The following is an 18,923-nucleotide window of genomic DNA, read 5'->3' on the forward strand; positions in this document are numbered from 1 at the left end:
GATTCCCGTCGAAATGTCTCTCTTCTACACGACCTCCCTTCGAGTGAACCCGCCCGCTTGTGGCGATTTCATTTTGTAAAAACTCCAAGACAGCGATTGGTTCAGCGCTCGTTCAAGACCACCTTGACCGGTAACGAACCGATCGGATACACCCCTCGCGACGCCTGTCGCAACCACTCACTTCCCCGTGCCTGACGATGCGATTCTCTCTGGATCTCAACGTCAGTCATTCTGACTGTATCAGCAGTGGGATGATTCCATCCTGAGCCCATCTCAAGACAAGCGGCGACTGCTCTCACCCCCATCGACCCCACTTCGCAAGAAGATCATCATGAACTCGAATGCAGAGAATTCGAACGGCCTGAAGGAGGATTGGAAATTGACCAGGGTCATCGGACTTATGGCATGTGGCGCTCTGGCTTCAGCCTCATTGTGGCTGTTTAATTTGAGCCAGGCCCAGGACCAGGAACAACCTCAAGCACCGCCGTGGGCGATGCAGCCTGCCGCGAACACTCCTGCTTCGGAGAATCAGTCCGCTGATCCCTTTGCAGGGGTCTCGGCTGGATTCCGACCGGTGAACGACACCGAGTCAACGGGGACTCAAACAGTCATCCGTCAGCGAATCCAGAACGAGCTTCGTCTGGCTGTAAAAGCTCGCGAAGAAGGGAAGCCGGAAGAGGCGATGCGACGAGCTGTCGCCGCCCGCGATCTGGCTCAGCGGTTCAAAATCGCCTTCGCCGAGAAAGAGCTGACTCCCAATGCTCTGATCTCGCAGCTCAATGGCCAGTCGGCTCCGCCGGCTGCTGCTCCGAACCCGGAGAATCGCCAGGAGTACGCCCAGTATCTGGTGCGGACGAGTCGCGAGTATCTCCAGTCGGGCAACATTGAAGCCGCTCTGGATAAGGCCCAGCAGGCTCAGAAACTCGGCGTGACCTATGGTCCGTTCGACGATCGTCCCGAGCATGTTCTGGCTGACATCGCACAGCTCAAAACGTCATCCAATCAGCAGCAGCTGGCTGATGGCTTCTCGGAAAGCCCGTTCTTTGTACCGGCTTCCACCGAGATGGCCGCTCAGGAAACGAATGCTGCTCCTGAAGTTCCTGCGACGAACGTGACTTCTCCAACCAACGGAGCCAAGGCACAGTCGCAGCAGTTGCTGGCCGCCGCTGAGAAAGCCGTCCAGGAAGGTCGTTACGACGACGCCCGGAAACTGGCGACTCAGGCTGCAGAACTCCCGGTTGCTTACAACCTGTTCGACAAGAAGCCGGATCAGATCATGGCGGTTATCGAGCGGGCAACCAACTCGCAGATGATTGCAGCTCAGCAGCCGAAGATGACTCCTCCTTCAGAATACACGGTGACTCCGGTTCCGACCGTGAAGGCTCCTGCCGTGACTCCCGAACCGGAAGTCGTCCAGGTCGCTCCTGTCATCCCGAATGCAACGCCAGCTCCTCAGATGGCACCTGCACCACAGGTGGCCGCGGCGACTGCAAACAGCCGTCCTTATACTCCAGTTGACTCGGCTCCGGCCATGGCCACCAGTGCTCAGTCGTCTCACGATCGTGAGATGGCCATGAACCTGCTGGCTGAAGCTCGTCAGGCCGCTTCAACAGGGAATCTGCCACTGGCTCGGGCCAAAGTGGCTCAGGCTCGTCAGTTCAATGTCACCTACGACATCTTCGACGATCGTCCGGAACTGCTGATGGCGGAAATCGAAGCCGTTCAGAAGCAGCAGATGCTGGCTCAGCAGAAGACCGCTCCGGTCAGCGAAGAGAACAGCGTCGACCCGGTCGCCGGAGTTGAAGTGGCTCAGAAGATGCAGGCCACACCGATTCCTCACGAAGTTTCTCCGACCGACAAGACCATGATCGAAACGTCGATTGTCACCGCCGATCAGGCTGGCGTCGAGATCACGGCACAGGACGCTTATCGTGAAGGTGTGACCCAGCTCCGCGGTGGTAATCGCGAAGCGGCTCGCCAGGCCTTCCTGGTCGCTTTCGAAAACCAGAGTGAACTGACCGGTCAGCAGAAACAGCAGCTGCAGGACTTCCTGCGGGAACTGTCGACCGCTCGCAACGAGAAGATTCAGATGGTCAACGGACAGGAAACGTCTGGCGACGTCAACGGATCGACCGATCGGATCAACATTGTTCGCCAGCAGCAGACCGTCGAGTTTGACCGTCTTCGCAGCGAAGCCTTCAATGCGATCTACCAGGCCGAACGTCTTCGCGAAAACGATTCCGAAAAGGCTCTCGACCTGATCGACGAAGCCATGACCAAGCTGGCTGGCTCCAGCCTGCCGGCTGAACAGACCGACGCACTGGCCGCTCGTCTCCGCAACTCCCGCAACTCGATCGAGAAGTTCCGCGAACAGCGGGCTCCTGTGATCGCCATGCAGAAACGGAACGACGAAGTTCGCGATCAGATCGAACAGGAACGCAAGATGCGAATTCGCGTCGAGCAGGACCTGGCCGATATGACCGAAGAGTTCAACCGCCTGATGCGGGAACGACGTTTCCCTGAAGCCGAAGTCGTGGCCAAAAAGGCCAAGGAACTGGCTCCGGAAGAACCCGTGACCGAACTGATGGTCTGGAAGGCTCGCTTCGCCAAGCGAATCCAGATGAACGACGAAGTCAAAGATGGCAAGGAAGAAAGCTTCTGGCAGCAGCTGCACGCTGTCGACCAGAGCTCGATCAACCCGGTCACCAAAGACTCGATCGCTTACCCGGATCCGAAGGAATGGCGTGAACTGACCAAGTCTCGTCGCCAGTTCAGCGGCCCGGACAATCGCGAACGGACTCCGGAAGAACTCGAGATTATCGACAGCCTGTCCCAGCCGATCAGTCTGCACTTCGATAACGAACCTCTGTCGGAAGTCTTCCGTCAGATCGCACAGCTCGCCAACATCAACATCTGGACCGACGAGCAGGGTCTCGAAGAGGTCGGAGCCAGCAGTAACACGCCGGTGACGATGCACATCGACGGCATCAAGCTGCGGTCCGCTCTGAACCTGTTGCTCGAACCTTATGGCCTCGACTACAGCATCGACGACGACGTCCTCAAGGTGACCAGCAGCCTTCGTCTGCAGGGTGAACTGGTCCCGATCGTCTACAACGTCGCCGACCTGGTCGTGCCGCTGCCGGTTCTCGCCGGACAGTTCGCTCCGAACAACGGAGTGATGGGGGCGACTCCAATGGGCATGAACAGTATCCCGAATCAGCCGTTCGGCAACTCGATGTCACAGATCAGCGATCCGCTGGCCATGGCGGGAGCAGGGAATGGCACCGGTCTTCTCGGTAAGCCAGACGCTCGCGATCCTCGTCAGAGCCAGGCCGACTTCGACGCCCTGTCTGAACTGATCACCAGCGTGGTCCGTCCGGAATCCTGGGATCACCTCGGCGGCAACGGTGTGGTGCGTGAGAATGCCTCGACTCTGTCTCTGGTCATTCGTCAGACTCAGGCCGTGCACGACGAAATCGCTGAACTGCTCAAGCAGCTGCGACGTCTGCAGGACCTGCAGGTTACGATTGAAGTCCGGTTCATCACCGTGTCTGACCGCTTCTTCGAACGAATCGGTATCGACTTCGACTTCAACGTCCAGGACACCATCGGTGGCCCGGAAACTGATGACAGCGGAATTCCTCTGCCGGCCTTCGGTACTGTCGACAACACGGGTGGCTCGACGCAGGGTAACCAGGGTGGCGGTAACAACAACCAACAGAACCAGCAGGGTCAACAGGGGCAACAGGGTCAGCAGGGCGTCGCTACCGGCGGACTGTTCGATCAGAACCCTGTCCTGAACCTCGTCAACCGCGACCGCTACCAGTCTGGTGGAACGATCGTCGGTATGAACTCTCCAGACAGCTTCAGCCAGGACCTCGACATCCCATTCCGTCAGGGATCGTTCCAGGTGGGTGTACCGGACTTCGGTAACTTCAACCCGGAAGTCGGTATCCAGGTCGGGTTCGCGGTTCTGTCTGATATCGAAGCCTTCTTCTTCATCCAGGCTGCCCAGTCGGATGAGCGATCGAACATCCTGTTCGCACCGAAAGTCACACTGTTCAACGGACAGCGGGCCACCGTGGCCGACCAGGTCAGCCGGCCGTTCGTGATCAGCCTGACGCCATCGGTGAGTGTGTTCAACGTCGGCTTCCAGCCTCAGATCCAGTTCATCAACGAAGGGGTTAACCTCGAAGTTCTCGCGGTCATCTCAGCCGACCGTCGCTATGTCCGACTCTCTGTTCTGCCAACCTTCACCAATATTACCGACGTCCAGACCTTCACCTTCGCCGGTGGAACGGGTGGAGCCGGTGGTGGCCAGCAGGGCGGCCAGGGTGGATTCGGTGGTCAGCAGGGTGGTGGCCAGGGCGGCTTCGGCGGAGGCGGCGGTGGTAACGTCGGCTTCGGCGGCATCGGTGGCTTCGGTGGTCAGGGTGGCCAGGGTGGCCAGCAGGGCGGTCAGCAAGGCCAGCAGGGTCAGCAGGGTCAGCAGGGTGGAGCCATCGGCGGCTCTGTCACGGTCCAGCAGCCTATCCAGGAACAGGTCTTCGTCTCCACGGTCGTCAGCGTGCCTGACGGTGGTACGGTCCTCCTGGGTGGAGTCAAACGACTCCGTGAAGGCCGCAACATGGCCGGGGTGCCGATCCTCAACAAGATCCCATACGTCAGCCGGCTCTTCAAGAACACCGGTGTCGGACGGGAAACCGAAAGCCTGATGTTGATGGTGACTCCCCGCATCATCATCCAGGAAGAAGAAGAACAGCTCCTGGGAATTGAACTCGACTAACGCCGAGTCAATCACCTGAGCGAAACTTTCAGGGTCGGGAATCGTCGCAGCGAATGGGCATCGTTGCGGCGATTTCTTTTTTTTGTACGATGAAAAAAGCGGTGGCCGGGATGCTATTCCCGACCACCGCTTTTCCGTTGTTCGAGCCCAGCTCATTCGCATCCCAACCCGAAACGTAAGTGAGGGCCGGCAGTACAAGCGACGCCGACTTCCCTGTCCGACACTTCGGGCCAGAATTCAACATCGTAGGGGGCTTTTCAACGCACCATCGGATCTCCGATCCGACCCCGGGAACTGCTACGCACCGAACTCGACAACCGGGCAACGAAAACGAAGCGAGATTCCTCTTCAGGCCGTTAAGAACCATCGTGACGGCTATTCCTAGAAACAAGTTTTGCCAACAGGGAGCCCACGTGTTTCGACGAATTTTCGATCTATTCCGCCCGTACGAATCGAAACCGCGTCGATTCGTACCTTCATCACCTGGAGTACCCGATCTCTGGCCGGCCAACGGCACAACTCCACGGTTGAATACTCTTGATGAGGCCTCGACCACTGCACTGATTTCACTCTGCGAGGACTATTGGAATAGTTGTCTTTGCACTAATGAAGACGAGCCAATTATTCGTGACTCACAAGTGCATCGACACGCACTGGAGATCATTTCGAAACGCGGAAATGAAGGATTGGCCTGGGCCCGTGAGAGCCTGTCTCATGCTGAATATGAGGCACGCGAAGATTCGGTCTGGCTGATCAGCCAATTGGCTGAAAACGACAGGCTCGGCGACGACAAAGAGGCGATCGCCTCCGAATTGGTGACGCTGGCAGTCACACCGCCACAAGATGATACAAAGGAGGCCGAAGCGGCGGCTGTGGCGCTGCGTGCTTTGTCAGTCATTGGTGGGTCAGCAATTCTAGCAGCCGTTCGACAGATTCTTACTTCAAGTGACTGGGATGATGATGACAATCAGTGGGAATGTGCGGAGATTCTCGCCGAGTTGACGAATGAAACTTTCATGGAGACAGAGGATCCGGTGGCGGCCGCGAAGGCGTGGCTGAGCGCAAACCCAGGCAATCAGGCCTGACAACGCGATGGAAAGTTCGTTCTTAAACCCTCCCCGTTCGACGCAGAGCTCGGTTTCTTCTCTGACCGATCGCAACATTCATTCACGTCGATCAGATGAAGGGGCACCGTTTGCGGTGATTTCCTATTTCATTCACTGACAAACGAAAATCTGTGCAACAAACTCGCGACAACCTGCGTCTCAAGGAATAGACAATCTGGCGTTCGTTACACGGAGATCCCCATGTCCAGACGCTCCCTCCTCCTGGCCGCGATGGCCTCCGCCGCCGTCCTGCTGACGAACCTTTCCGCCGCATACGCGATTGCCGGAAAGATCGAGTCCGCCGATGGCATCGCCTTCTCGTCGGACTACCCGGAACACGCTCAGAAGCAGATCCGGCAAACGCTGCTCGACGACGACCTGACGTTCACCGACGGCTACTTCGTCAACTGGATCTCCACCCTGCATTTTCAGGGCGACACAACCGCGTTGAACAAACTCGCCGAAAACCTGGCCGCCTGCGAAGGCACCACCGTTCGCGTGAGCTTCATCAAGGCAGAAGCCGACTTCGACTGGGAAGTGATCCACGACGCCCACTCCCACGACTTCCAGGTCAGGATCAAACTCAACTCCAAACGAATCGAGCTTGAAGCGCTGGTGCTGCCTCCCGCCAAAGGGCCAACGCCTGAAAGGTAGTCGGCATCCCAACCCGAAGCGTGAGCGAGGGCCGTGGTATAAACAGCTTCAATTTCCCTCGCTCACGCTTCGGGTTAAGAATCGAAAATGCCTGACCTGCGGTGTCCTGCTGCGGCGTCCGTTAGTCTTTTGTCGCGTTCTCTGCTCCGAGGACTGGGGCGCTCTTGTAGTTATCCCGCAGCATGTACTGGTCGCACTCTTTCAGTTCGATCGAGCATTCCGTCTCGCCGTCGGAGTCGAACAGGCAGTCGGAGACGCGGGTGCGGGTCACTTTTTCCAGTAGCAGGCCGCAGCGGCCGTAATCGAGAATCGTGTTGTTGGTCACGTTCATGCGGTCGCAGTTTCGCATCTGCACGGCTGCAATCTCGTGGTTGGTGCCGGTGATCATGTTGGCGTTCAGCAGGCAGTCCTGGCAGTTCTCGATCAGCAGGCCGAGCGTGGCCTGGGAGCCGTCGCTGTAGTGGTAGCGGGGGTTACGGTCGAAGACGTTGTTGGCGAGGACAACATCCTTGCAGTCGTTCATTCGCAGGTCGCAGGTGTACCCCTTCCAGATGGTGTTGCCGGTCACGGTAACGGAGCGGCAGTGCTTCAGGTCGATGTTGAACTGCACATCGGAAAGAATGTTATCGGCGATCGTGATGTGACCGTGGCGGGTTTCATCGGTGAACTTGAGCGGGTTGCCGGTGCCGTCGATGCGGATGTTGGCCGACTCGACCGCATTGTGAGCATGCTGAATCGTGCAGCCGATGATCGCGACTTCACCGATCGAGCTGTTACTGCCATCGATATGCACGTTCGCACTCGGCGGGGCGTTCTCATCACCCATGTTGCCTTCAATGTCGCAGGTGCTGATCTGCAGGTTGCGGATTTCCGAATCGAGCGAGACGACGCCCCCCTGCTGGTTGTAGCTGATGTGGCAGTTGCAGATGTTGATCTGGTGCAGGTTGAGATGATCGAGAAAGACGCCGACGCCGGTGTTCTCGTAGAGATGACACTCCGAGAGAATGACGTTGCGGTTGCGATCGATCAGATGCACGGCATGGCGGCACTTGCGAATCGTCAGCCGGCTCAACGTCAGCTGCATCGTTCCTTTGGCTTCGACGCCATTCGCTTCTGCATGAGTCCCGACGATTTCGATGCCGTCCATCAGCGGGGTTCGCTGCTGTTCCCAGACATTGTCCTTCACCGTGTGGGGAGCAGCCGTGCCGCCGTGGGTGCCGATGAAGCGGACCGCCGGCCCGGCTCCGTTCATTTCGAGCCGGGCGACGCCATCGCCATGCAACGACGTGAAGCCGACTTCGTCGAGCCGAATCTCGAGCGGCTTCGACAGTTTGAAGGTTCCTTTGCCGAAGCGAATCGAGCCGACGCCGCTGTCGATGATCCGCTGAATTCGCTCGGTATCGTCCTCGGAATCGGGGATCGCTTCAATGAAACCGGGCAGGGGGGAGTTTGTCTTCGGCTGCTCGGGAATCGACTCGGTCGCGGAAAGACGAACCAGACCAAACATCAGCAGCAGGACAACAGCAATTCGAATCGGCATCAGGCGGCTCCCTTTTTCAAGGTTCTCTAAGGAGGGATGGATCGGGAAGGCGGTTGCAGTTCAGCTCGGATCGATCATAATGAGAGGCTGCGATTTTTTCTCTTGTCACGCAAAGGAACCAGCCGGCATGTCTCAGGATCAGCAAGGCTCTTCGGACAACAAAATCCACATCGATGAGGACTGGAAAACAAAGGTTGAATCCGAGCGTGCCGCCGAGGCCGCCGGACAGAATCAACCTGTCGAAAGTGAAGGAGAAGCTCCTGAGCAGATCGACGCCAGCCAGCTTCCTCCCGCGAGCTTCCCTCTGCTCGTGTCCATGTTCTCGACTCAGGCGATGGTCGCTCTCGGATTGATTCCCAATCCAATGACGAATAAGCCCGATCTGCAGCCGGCACTGGCCCGGCACTACATCGACCTGCTCGCCGTGCTCGAAGAAAAATCCAAGGGCAACCTGGAGCACGAAGAAGAGCAGATGATTACGCAGACGGTTCATGAACTGCGAATGATCTATGTGCAGCAGACCGGCCAGAACGCCTGACGGGTCGCTGCAATGGATCATCGACGGAGAGGGTGCCACTGCTGGCTCGTCCAGCGGTGTGATTCCACGGTCGTCGTATTCAGGACTCCCCGACTACTCCAGTGGACTCGACCATGAAGTGCTCAATGCCGTGTTCCTTCGTTCGCTCGTTTTCGGTCCTCCTGGGCGTCGTGATTGCGTTCGCTGTTCAGAGTCCGGTTCAGGCCGCCGATCCGCCGAACGTGCTGTTCATCATTTCCGATGACCTCTCGGCTGAGGCTCTCTCCTGCTATGGCAACGAGCAGTCCCAGACGCCGGCGATCGATTCGATCGCGGAACGCGGCATCCGCTTCACGCGGGCCTACTGCCAGTTCCCGATCTGTGGCCCCTCCCGGGCCGCTTTGATGTCGGGGATGTACCCAGAGTCGATCCGCGTGATGGGCAATGGGGGAGCGAGCAACTTCACGAAGAACCTGGGCGATCGTCCGTCGATGTCCCAGCACTTTCGGGATCACGAGTACTACGTCGCCCGCGTCAGCAAGATCTACCACATGCGGGTGCCGGGCGACATCACGGCTGGCGTTTCCGGCCCGGATCACGAAGCCTCGTGGACCGAGCGGTTCAACATGCACGCTCCGGAGTGGATGACCCAAGGGGAGCACTCTCATCTCACCAACGAGAAGCTGAACTTCGACAAGGACAAGCACTACGGCCTCGGGTTCGGCGGCGCCTTTTATGTCGTGAAAGGCGAGAGCGACGGCCGCGAACAGCCCGACGTGATGGCGACCGACAAGGCGATCGAGCTGATGAAAGCTCATCGTGATGAGCCATTCTTTCTGGCGGTGGGACTGGTTCGCCCGCACGTGCCTCTGGTGGCTCCGGCCAGCTATTACGATCCGTATCCCCCAGCGGAAATGGAGCTCGCTCCCGTCGTCGAGGATGACCTGGCCGATATCCCGAAGCCGGGCGTCTCCAAAACCTCGCGCAGCAGTGGACTGGCCGGCAAACCGGGCAAACAACAGGAGGTCCTCTCCGCCTATTATGCCAGCGTCGCCTTCATGGATGCCCAGGTTGGGCGGCTGCTTGAGGCACTCCGCGATCTTGAACTCGACGAAGAGACGATCGTCGTCTTCACGTCCGATCATGGCTATCACCTCGGCGAGCACACCTTCTGGCAGAAAATGAGCCTGCACGAAGAATCGGCTCGCATTCCGCTCGTCATTTCCACCCCGAAGGGCCCCCGAGGCACGACGACCGATGCCCTCGCTGAACAGATCGACCTGTACCCGACGCTGGCCCAACTGTCCGGTCTCGACATTCCGGCTCATGTGCAGGGGAAATCGCTGGTGCCGGTCCTGCAGGGAGACGCCAAAGGGGTTCGCAGAGCGGCCTATTCCGTGACCGGAAACGGGCAAATGCTGCGAACCGACCAATGGGCGTACATAAAATATCGTGACGGCTCGCAGGAGCTCTATAATATGGAGAATGATCCTCACCAGTACCACAACCTGGCGGACTCGGCTGACCATGCTGATATTGTGAAGCGGATGGACGCCGCCGTGACGAGGAAGCGGAACGAGCTCAAATCGAAAGCCGGTGGTCGACAATGACCGTCTCCGAACATGTGGCCACGCCCGAGCAGCCGATCGATCCGGAACTCCGGTTCGGCTTCGGGAAAAACTGGCAGAAGTTTCTGAACCTGCTGAACGAAAACCGCATCGAACAGGCGCAGGCCTCGCTGCTGGAGTTCTGGCCTCAGGACCTCGAACACCCGTCGTTTCTGGACGCCGGCTCCGGTTCCGGAACCTTCAGTCTGGCGGCTCGCAAGCTCGGGGCACGCGTGGTCTCGTTCGACTTCGACCCGAACTCCGTTGCCTGCACCCAGGAACTTCGCAAGCAGTTTCTGCCCGACGAGAACGACTGGCGAATCGAGCAGGGTTCGGTTCTCGACCACAGCTTTCTGGCCCGCCTCGGGACCTTCGATATCGTCTACAGCTGGGGCGTGCTGCATCACACCGGTGCGATGTGGCTCGGAATGGAGAACCTGATAAACAACGTGAAACCGGGTGGCCTGCTCGTGGTCGCCTTGTATAACGACCAGGGCCGCAAGTCCGACTTCTGGCGGCTTGTTAAACGAATCTACTGCAGTGGAACCTTCGGCCGCTGGTTCATCACCGGGGTGTTTGTGCCGCTGTTTCTGGCTGCGTTCTTTGTGAACGATCTCCGCCGCTTCCGGAATCCGTTCGCCCGCTACCGGTCCGCCCACGATGCCCGCGGCATGTCGGTCGTGACCGACATCATCGACTGGATTGGCGGATATCCGTTCGAAGTCGCCAGGCCCCACCAGGTCCGCGAGTTCTACAAGAACCACGGCTTCGACCTCGTCGAACAAAAGCTGACCCGCAGCCTCGGCTGCAACGAATTCGTCTTCCGCCGCCAACAGGACAAAACCGCCCCGACTTCGTGGATCTGAGAAGAGGAGTTCCGACGGGATAAACGGGAGGCTTGTCTTGAGCGTCCTCTACAGGGGTGGCCCTGATAGCTCGGCTATCAGGGCGGCGAAGCCGTAGGAGGAAGCCGTTTGACAGAGATCAGCAACTGAGGTCCGCAGCAGTACGAGAGCTCACCACTCCAGTGAATCCCAGCGTCCCATTCCGTGCTCCGACGGCTGCGCCGCCCCGAAAGAATCTTTCGGGGCCACCCCTGTTGGTCGGTAGGCACTAGGCACTAGGCACTAGGCACTAGGCGCTAGGCGTTAGGCGTTAGGAGAGCCCCCCGCCACCAACCGGATGGCACGGCAACAGGAGGCCTGTCTTCCGCGTTCGGTCAATCAAGAACGCCGCCCCGGATGGCCCAGACGTGCACGTCTGGGTGACGAAGTCACAGGAAGAAGCTGTGCATCGCCGAGAAAGCGGTACGCCCGGGGAGGCAACAGATGTGGACTCGACGAGCTTACGGAAAGAACTTCGGTGAGCGACCTCTTGTGGCTCCGCCACTCAGACGCACGCGTCTGAGCCATCCCTTTCGATGGGGCCGCCCGGCACGATTCAGGCATGCCCACGCGAGCGTGGGCATGGCACCCGATTCAATGTTTAGTCGCAGTCTTCCATGCCGAGGCGGTCGTTGATGACGTCGACCATCTGGCGGAGGCGGCCCATTTCCCGGCGGTTGAAGTTGAGGCGAAGACGCGGCAAATGCAGCAGGTGCGGATCATTGGCTTCAACCGGGTCGGCCTCTGTTTTCACGATCTTCCCCGTTTCGCACAGCTCGCCGAATTCCTGATTGAGCTCTTCGACGAACTCATCGCTCGGTTCCACCTGGAGTCGGAGCACAAGGTCGCCCTTCACGTAGCGCATGCTGTGGTAGACACAGTAAAACCGCATCACTTCTTCGACAGCGTCATCGACATTCTGACAGACGCGGTAGAGCGACGTATCCGCAGGCGAAATCAGGCCGGTGTCGAGCAGTTCCTTGTGGACGTAGTTCTGCCAGATGGTCCAGTACTGGTCGCTCGGATCGCTGACAAGAACGATCGGCATCAGATCGCGTTTGCCGGTCTGGACCAGCGTGAGGACTTCGAAGCATTCATCGAGGGTGCCGAAGCCTCCCGGGAAAATGGCGATCGCGTGCACTTCCTTCACGAACAGCAGCTTGCGGGTGAAGAAGTACTTCAGGTTGACGAGCTTGTCGTCTCCCTCGATCACATGGTTGGCCGACTGTTCGAACGGGAGCATGATGTTGACGCCAATCGACTGATCGACGCCGGCTCCCACGTGAGCGGCTTCCATGATGCCGCCCCCGGCTCCGGTCACCACGTACCAGCCTTCCTGAGCCATCCGGCGACCGTACTCGACCGTCAGCTGATAATTGAGGTCGTCCGGCGGCGTGCGAGCCGAGCCAAAGACGGTGATCTTCCGATTCCGCCGAAACGGCTTGAAGACCTTGAAAGCATAGCGGAGTTCGCGGAGCGCCCGGCTGAGGATCTTCAGATCGCCGAGGGTCGCTTTGTCGCGATGGAGCTTGTCCGCCGTTTCCTTGATCTCATCGACGATTCGCTGGCGGGCAATCGCCTCGGGGTCCTCTTCGGTTTCGAAGGACTCCTCGACATCGGGAAGGACGGACTCTTCGGACTCGTCCGGTTGCGAACGCTTATGGTGCTGAGACATCCCTGACTCCTGCTCAAACTGTCGATGCGGTCTCCTTAGGTAACCGCATCAAGGGCCTCTTCGCGAGTGTCGTAAATGGCCCAGAGTGTGTCGAGTGCGGTAATTCGCAGCAGTTCGGTCGCCATTTCGCTGGCTCCGCAAAGGACCAGTTCGCCACCCCGGCTCTTCACGTACTTATGACAACGAAGCAGCAGGGCCAGGAAGACGGAGCCGAAATAGCCGACTTCGCTCAGGTCGACGACAACGACCGGCACGTCCTGATTCTGCAGCGGGGCCATGATGACTTCGGCGGCCTGTTCGATCAGGTCCCAGTTCATCGATTCGATATTGCTGGCCGGTGTGACAACGACAATGTCGCCGTGCCATTCCAGACGAAAGTCTTCCTGATTCGCCATACGTCTTCTTTCACGACCCTGCAAGCGTTCCTGATCGTCGGCCACAATCCTTATAATGGCCCTGCTCGTCGCGAGTATATTCACTCCGACAGACATTGAGAACCCACGGCTCGTCCCATTCGCCTCCCGTTCGGCGAATCTCCGGAGGCTGAAATTCAACGCCAGTAACCCGCCGATGAACACTCCCGCCCCTCCGACCCATTCCGGCACGCTCCGCTGGCTGCTTCTGGTCGCCGGCTGCACACTGCTCTGGACCCTCGCGGCTGTCTGGGCTCCTGCCCCCGTCCGGAAGATTGGCCTGTTCTCCTGTGTACTCGGAGCAGCCGTGGTCTGGACCGGACTTACCCTGTTGCGTTCCCTCGCCGTTCCCCCGGCTCGCTGGCAGATTGCTCTGCTGGTTCTCGCCGCTGGACTGGCGGAAGTCGGACGCACCGCCGAGTCGTATCGCATCTACCGGAACCATGAAGCGGCCGCGATCGAGAAGGAACTGGATGAACTCCCCGGCTTCCTCCCCGAACTCCGGGAACAGATCGCAACTGAACGACAGATCGAACTGACGGACTATCTGGCACACCGCTACTCGGCTCTCTCAGTCTCCCCGGAATCGTCGCTCTGCTGGAGCCTGCTCGTCGGCGAAATCGTGCTCGCAGCCGCGGGAGGTGCAGCTGCCGTGTTCGTATTCCGCCGACAGAACAGGTAGGGTGCCGGGCCGCAATTTAGCGGTCGATACTTTCGCGGTTGTGTACGTCAGTGTTATAGTGTCGAATCAAACCTTACACATGCGACTGCGCTGCGTCGCTCCGGTCAGACTGGGAGATTCTGACTGTTGCGGAGGGACCGTTCGCGCCAGATTCTTATCCGAGGTAGCCCATGATTGTCTCGTGTTTTCGCCCCCTGTCTGCCTTCACCGCAGTCGTGATGCTGATGATGTCCGCCTGCACGAGCCCGGCGGCTGACGAACCGGATGGCTTCAAGCCGATCTTCAATGGCAAGGACCTTTCGGGCTGGTCGGGCGATGAAATCTTCTGGCGGGTCGAAAACGGTGCCATCGTCGCCGAATCGACACCGGACAAGCCCTGCAAGACGAATCAGTTTCTTCGCTGGGCAGCCGATGTCGACAACTTCGAACTGAAACTCGAGTTCCGCATCTCGGGGTCGGAATCGGCGAACTCCGGCATTCAGTTCCGCTCTCAGGTCGCCCCCGACGGTCATGTCGTCGGCTATCAGGCCGATATCGATCTGGCCGGAAAATGGCTCGGAGCCTGCTACGACGAGCACGGCCGGGGCACGCTTGCCACGCGCGGCATGAAGACGGTCGTCAACAGCAAAGACGACATGGAGCGAAGCTCGATTGGCGATGCGGACGAGTTGTTGAAATCGATTAACCTCGACGGCTGGAACACGTATCACATCACCGCCAGAGGGAATGAGCTCACGCTGGCGATCAACGGCAAGACCACCGCAAAAGTGATTGACGAAGACAAAGACAATCGGGAATTCATGGGTGTGCTGGCTCTGCAGCTGCATTCCGGCCCGCCGATGAAAGTCGAGTTCCGCGACATCCAATTGAAGCGACTGCCGCTTGAAAACACAAAGAAGATCGTCTTTGTCGCCGGGACGAAGAGTCACGGCTACTTCTCCCACGAGCACAAAGCAGGCTGCATGCTGCTGGCTGACTCGCTCAACAAAAGTGGACTTCCCGTCATCACCACCGTTTACGCCGATGGCTGGCCGCAGGATGTCACCGCGTTCGACAACGCCGATACCGTCGTCGCCTACTGCGACGGGGGCGGCCGTCACTTTCTGAACAATCACCTTGAAGAGTTCGACAGCGTCATGGACAAAGGCGTCGGCCTCGTCTGCCTGCACTATGCGGTCGAAACGGTGAAAGGCCCGGAGGGTGAGCACTTTCTCGAATGGCTTGGCGGCTACTTTGAGATCGACTGGTCGGTGAATCCGCACTGGACCGCTTCGTTCGACAACCTGCCGAAGCATCCGATCACACGCGGCGTGCAGCCGTTTACGATCAACGACGAATGGTACTATCACATGCGGTTCCGGGAAGACATGGAAGGCGTCACGCCGATCCTGACCGACCTGCCGCCCCGTGAAACACTGAGCCGCAAAGACGGACACCACAGCGGCAACCCGTACGTTCGCGACGCCGTCCTTGTCCGCAAGGAACCGCAGCACGTCGGCTGGGCCGCGACGCGGGACAACAATGGCCGCTCGTTCGGGTTCACCGGCGGGCACTTCCACCAGAACTGGCAGAACGACAACTTCCGCAAAGTCGTGCTGAACGCGATCGCCTGGACCGCTCACGCCGAAGTCCCCGCGTCGGGCATCGAATCGCCGACGCCAACCGTTGAAGACCTTCAGAAAAACCAGGACTACGAACAGCCGAAGAACTGGAAATATAATCCGCCGCTCGGCGTACCTGTTTCTGAGAAGGCACTGGAGAAGGCGATCTCCGTCAAACCGGTCGCCCTGGTGGCGAAAACCGATCCGCCCGAACAGAGCCGCGAGCTGAAGGATGCGATTGCTCAGCTCGATATCGCGGAGGGTCTCACCGCGGAGGTCTTCGCCGGAGAACCGCTGATCGGCAACCCGACAAACATGGATATCGACCATCTCGGCCGCGTCTGGATTTGCGAGGTTGTCAACTATCGCAACTTCCGGAACACCGATTCGCCGGTCCGTGAAGAAGGCGACCGGATTCTGATCCTCACCGACACTGATGGCGACGGCAAAGCCGATGATGTGAAGACCTTTTACCAGGGCCGCGACATCGACTCGGCTCACGGCATCTGCGTGCTCGGCAACAAAGTGATCGTCTCCGCCGGCGACAGTGTCTTCGTGTTAACCGACAGCGATCACGACGACAAAGCCGACTACAAGGAAACGCTCTTCACCGGCATCGACGGCACCCAGCACGATCACGGGATTCACGCCGTCGTGTTCGGCCCCGATGGCAAGCTCTACTTCAACTTCGGCAACTCCGGCAAGCAGATCAAAGACGAAGACGGCGAGCCGATCGTCGACAAGCAGGGAAACGTCGTCGACAGTTCCCGCAAGCCGTATCAGGAGGGGATGGTCTTCCGCTGCAACATGGATGGTTCCGAGTTCGAAACCCTCGGCTGGAACTTCCGCAACAACTGGGAAGTCTGCGTCGATTCCTTTGGCACGATCTGGCAAAGTGACAATGACGACGACGGCAACCGCGGCGTTCGCATTAACTACGTAATGGAGTTCGGCAACTACGGCTACAAAGACGAGCTGACCGGAGCCGGCTGGCGCGATCCCCGCACCGGCTGGAGTGAGGAGATCCCGCTGCGTCACTGGCACCTGAACGATCCGGGCACGATGCCGAACCTCCTGCAGACCGGAGCCGGTTCGCCGACTGGAATTCTCTGTTATGAAGGCAACCTGCTCCCCGAAGTCTTTCGCGACGAACTGATCCACTGCGACGCCGGCCCGAACGTCGTCCGCAGCTATCCGGTCGAGAAAGAGGGCGCGGGCTATACCGCGACAACGGTCAACATTCTCGAAGGCGCCCGCGATCAGTGGTTCCGGCCTTCCGATGTCTGCGTCGCTCCCGATGGGTCTCTGTTTGTTGCCGACTGGTACGATCCGGGCGTCGGCGGACACCGCATGGGCGACGTCGACCGGGGCCGCGTTTTCCGCGTCGCTCCGCCGGAGCATCATTACAAGATCGCGAAGATCGACACCTCAACGGTGGAAGGTGCGGTCAAAGCTCTCTGGAGCCCGAATCAGGCGACTCGTTATCAGGCGTGGACGCGACTGCAGGAAGCCGGTCCGAAGGCGGAAGCCGCTCTCGTCGAAATGTGGAATGCCGATGTGTCCCGCTATCGGGCCCGTGCTCTCTGGGCGCTCGGCAAACTGGGGCTCGGTCCTGAAAAGACAAAGGAGTACATCAAAGCCGGTCTGAAAGATGCCGATCCCGATATTCGCATCACGGCCATTCGCCTGGCTCGCCAGCTGGCCGATCAGATTCCGCCGACCGAGTTCATCGGCGTGATTGGTCCCGACGACGAATCTCCCGCTGTCCGCCGCGAAATGCTGATCGCCATCCGCGATCTCGATCTGCCGAACGAGCCTGAATTCTGGGCTGATCTGGCGGTTCAGCACGACGGCGAAGACCGCTGGTATCTCGAAGCCCTGGGCATCGCCGCTCACGGGCAATGGAGCGAATGCCTCAATGCCTGGCTGGCACGGGTTGGCGACAACTGGCGAACCAAAGCGGGTCGCGACATCATCTGGCGATCCCGAGCCGACGTGACGGCTGAGCATCTGATCGCACTCATCGACGATCCGCAGACTCCTGCCGAAGAACTGCCGCGACTGTTCCGCTCACTCGACTTCGCTCCCCAGGTTCCGCAGGAAGCTCTGGCCGAACTTGCATTCACGAAGCGAGACAGCGATGCCCGAGCCGATCTGATCGCCTCCGAAGCAATCTCCCGAGTTCGCAGTCTCGATCTGAATGCCCGTCCCGACTATCGCAAGCCGCTGAATGATCTGCTCACGTCGAAGCCGGAATCGCAGACGTTTCTCACGATCGTCGAGCGATTCAAGCTTGAGGAACGCTATCCGGATCTGATCGACATTGTGGTGTCGCACGCCGATCAGCAACTCGGAATCGACGCCGTCCGCACGCTGCTCAATAACAAGCAGGGTAAGTTACTGGTCACGGCGATGAAAGAACGTAATCCCGAAGATGCCCGGAAGATTGCCCAGGCCATGGGACTTGCTGGAGAGAATGAAGCGGCCAAATGGCTGCGGCAGGTTCTCACTGATGACGGCGTCGATTTCAGCGTCCGCCGAGCTGCGGCTGGCTCGATGGGCCGGACTCGTCCGGGTACCGTGGCCGTAATGAATTTCGCGAAGGAAGGTAAGGCCCCGGCATCTCTGCAGCAGGCCATTGCAGCCGTGCTGCACGCGTCGACGTACAAAGACGTCAAGGACGTCGCCAGCGAACTGTATCCGCTGCCTCCGTCCAAGGATGCTGAACCGCTGCCTCCGATTTCGGAACTGGTGAAACGGGAAGGCGACGTCAAGAACGGTCGCATCGTCTTCCACACCAACGGCACCTGTGCCAAGTGTCATCAGGTGAACGGACAGGGCAAGGAAGTTGGTCCGGACCTGTCGGAAATCGGCAAGAAGCTGAGCAAGCAGGCGATGTTCGAATCGATCCTGTATCCCTCCGCCGGGATCAGCCACAACTACGAGACGTACACGGCTGTCACGATTGACGGAGAAGTCGTCAGCGGCCTGCTCCAGAGCCGAACCGATGACGAGATCAGCATCAAGAACTCCGAAGGCTTCGTGAAAACCGTCCCGATGGAGGACGTCGAAGAACTCGTCAAACAGGAGGTCTCCCTCATGCCGGCCGACCTGCAGAAGGTGATGTCCGGACAGGAACTCGTTGACGTAGTCGATTACATGCTGACGCTGAAGGAGAAGAAGAAATAGGCGTTAGGCACTGGGCGTTAGGTGATAGGGAAGCACGGAACCCAACCGTAGCGACGCTGCTTGTCTGTAGATCGCGGAAGGGTTCAAACCGGATGACGGGATCGCACAGAGATTCATCTCGGTATTGAATGCTCACCGTGAACGGTTCGCAGGGTGGCGAAGCCCTGGGAGAATGCAGTTTGACTAAGATCAGCGTCTGAGTTCCGCGGCTCTATAACGTCTCCCCGGTTCAACGACTCCCAGCGTCCAATCCCGTTCTCCCACGGCTG

11 protein-coding genes are annotated in these 18,923 nt (G+C 59.0%); 8 read left to right on the forward strand and 3 right to left on the reverse strand.

Annotated elements, in window-relative coordinates; genetic code table 11:
* Nucleotides 1–574 precede the first annotated feature (574 nt).
* The 3 genes from L1A08_RS22845 (at nucleotide 575) to L1A08_RS05460 (ending at nucleotide 6,546) form a co-directional block, all read left to right on the forward strand.
* Complete coding sequence (locus L1A08_RS22845) at nucleotides 575–4,786, forward strand: hypothetical protein (protein ID WP_315860554.1); 4,212 nt, start codon at nucleotides 575–577, stop codon at nucleotides 4,784–4,786.
* A 413-nt stretch (nucleotides 4,787–5,199) separates the two neighbouring features.
* Nucleotides 5,200–5,871: a hypothetical protein gene (locus L1A08_RS05455; RefSeq protein ID WP_238755098.1), complete on the forward strand. Its 672-nt coding sequence runs from the start codon at nucleotides 5,200–5,202 to the stop codon at nucleotides 5,869–5,871.
* A gap of 222 nt (nucleotides 5,872–6,093) precedes the next feature.
* Nucleotides 6,094–6,546: a hypothetical protein gene (locus tag L1A08_RS05460; RefSeq protein WP_238755100.1), complete on the forward strand. Its 453-nt coding sequence runs from the start codon at nucleotides 6,094–6,096 to the stop codon at nucleotides 6,544–6,546.
* Nucleotides 6,547–6,667: 121 nt separating this feature from the next.
* On the opposite strand, the gene L1A08_RS05465 is transcribed toward L1A08_RS05460, so the two are convergent.
* Entirely contained in the window at nucleotides 6,668–8,086 is a 1,419-nt protein-coding gene (locus tag L1A08_RS05465) for a right-handed parallel beta-helix repeat-containing protein (RefSeq protein WP_238755102.1), read from the reverse strand.
* A 127-nt stretch (nucleotides 8,087–8,213) separates the two neighbouring features.
* Between L1A08_RS05465 and L1A08_RS05470 the strand changes: the two genes are divergently transcribed.
* The 3 genes from L1A08_RS05470 (at nucleotide 8,214) to L1A08_RS05480 (ending at nucleotide 11,076) form a co-directional block, all read left to right on the forward strand.
* Nucleotides 8,214–8,624 carry a DUF1844 domain-containing protein gene (locus tag L1A08_RS05470; protein WP_238755104.1) on the forward strand — a complete coding sequence of 137 codons (411 nt, stop codon included), beginning with the start codon at nucleotides 8,214–8,216 and terminating at the stop codon, nucleotides 8,622–8,624.
* Nucleotides 8,625–8,749: 125 nt separating this feature from the next.
* Nucleotides 8,750–10,213 carry a sulfatase gene (locus tag L1A08_RS05475; protein WP_238755106.1) on the forward strand — a complete coding sequence of 488 codons (1,464 nt, stop codon included), beginning with the start codon at nucleotides 8,750–8,752 and terminating at the stop codon, nucleotides 10,211–10,213.
* The gene (locus L1A08_RS05480; RefSeq protein ID WP_238755108.1) at nucleotides 10,210–11,076 is read left to right on the forward strand and encodes a class I SAM-dependent methyltransferase; all 867 of its coding nucleotides are present in this window, start codon (nucleotides 10,210–10,212) and stop codon (nucleotides 11,074–11,076) included. Before L1A08_RS05475 ends, L1A08_RS05480 begins: the two co-directional genes overlap by 4 nt.
* Before the next feature lie 619 nt (nucleotides 11,077–11,695).
* On the opposite strand, the gene L1A08_RS05485 is transcribed toward L1A08_RS05480, so the two are convergent.
* Together L1A08_RS05485 and L1A08_RS05490 are read right to left on the reverse strand one after the other, a co-directional pair.
* Nucleotides 11,696–12,769, reverse strand: coding sequence for an LOG family protein (locus L1A08_RS05485; protein WP_238755110.1), 1,074 nt, complete (start codon nucleotides 12,767–12,769; stop codon nucleotides 11,696–11,698).
* Between the two features lie 35 nt (nucleotides 12,770–12,804).
* On the reverse strand, nucleotides 12,805–13,164 hold the full coding sequence (locus L1A08_RS05490; protein WP_390896846.1) for an STAS domain-containing protein: 360 nt from the start codon (nucleotides 13,162–13,164) through the stop codon (nucleotides 12,805–12,807).
* Nucleotides 13,165–13,339: 175 nt separating this feature from the next.
* Between L1A08_RS05490 and L1A08_RS05495 the strand changes: the two genes are divergently transcribed.
* The gene (locus tag L1A08_RS05495; protein WP_238755115.1) at nucleotides 13,340–13,864 is read left to right on the forward strand and encodes a hypothetical protein; all 525 of its coding nucleotides are present in this window, start codon (nucleotides 13,340–13,342) and stop codon (nucleotides 13,862–13,864) included.
* A gap of 170 nt (nucleotides 13,865–14,034) precedes the next feature.
* Nucleotides 14,035–18,654, forward strand: coding sequence for a PVC-type heme-binding CxxCH protein (locus L1A08_RS05500; RefSeq protein ID WP_238755117.1), 4,620 nt, complete (start codon nucleotides 14,035–14,037; stop codon nucleotides 18,652–18,654).
* Nucleotides 18,655–18,923: the final 269 nt, after the last annotated feature.

This window comes from Rubinisphaera margarita (genome assembly GCF_022267515.1).
Taxonomy (GTDB): domain Bacteria; phylum Planctomycetota; class Planctomycetia; order Planctomycetales; family Planctomycetaceae; genus Rubinisphaera; species Rubinisphaera margarita.

Excerpts from the sequence above, each read along its gene's own strand:
- L1A08_RS05480 (WP_238755108.1), top strand. The coding sequence starts at position 10,210 with ATGACCGTCTCCGAACATGTGGCCACGCCCGAGCAGCCGATCGATCCG.
- L1A08_RS05490 (WP_390896846.1), bottom strand. The coding sequence starts at position 13,164 with ATGGCGAATCAGGAAGACTTTCGTCTGGAATGGCACGGCGACATTGTC.
- L1A08_RS05465 (WP_238755102.1), bottom strand. The coding sequence starts at position 8,086 with ATGCCGATTCGAATTGCTGTTGTCCTGCTGCTGATGTTTGGTCTGGTT.
- L1A08_RS05500 (WP_238755117.1), top strand. The coding sequence starts at position 14,035 with ATGATTGTCTCGTGTTTTCGCCCCCTGTCTGCCTTCACCGCAGTCGTG.
- L1A08_RS05495 (WP_238755115.1), top strand. The coding sequence starts at position 13,340 with ATGAACACTCCCGCCCCTCCGACCCATTCCGGCACGCTCCGCTGGCTG.
- L1A08_RS05460 (WP_238755100.1), top strand. The coding sequence starts at position 6,094 with ATGTCCAGACGCTCCCTCCTCCTGGCCGCGATGGCCTCCGCCGCCGTC.
- L1A08_RS05475 (WP_238755106.1), top strand. The coding sequence starts at position 8,750 with ATGCCGTGTTCCTTCGTTCGCTCGTTTTCGGTCCTCCTGGGCGTCGTG.
- L1A08_RS05470 (WP_238755104.1), top strand. The coding sequence starts at position 8,214 with ATGTCTCAGGATCAGCAAGGCTCTTCGGACAACAAAATCCACATCGAT.
- L1A08_RS05485 (WP_238755110.1), bottom strand. The coding sequence starts at position 12,769 with ATGTCTCAGCACCATAAGCGTTCGCAACCGGACGAGTCCGAAGAGTCC.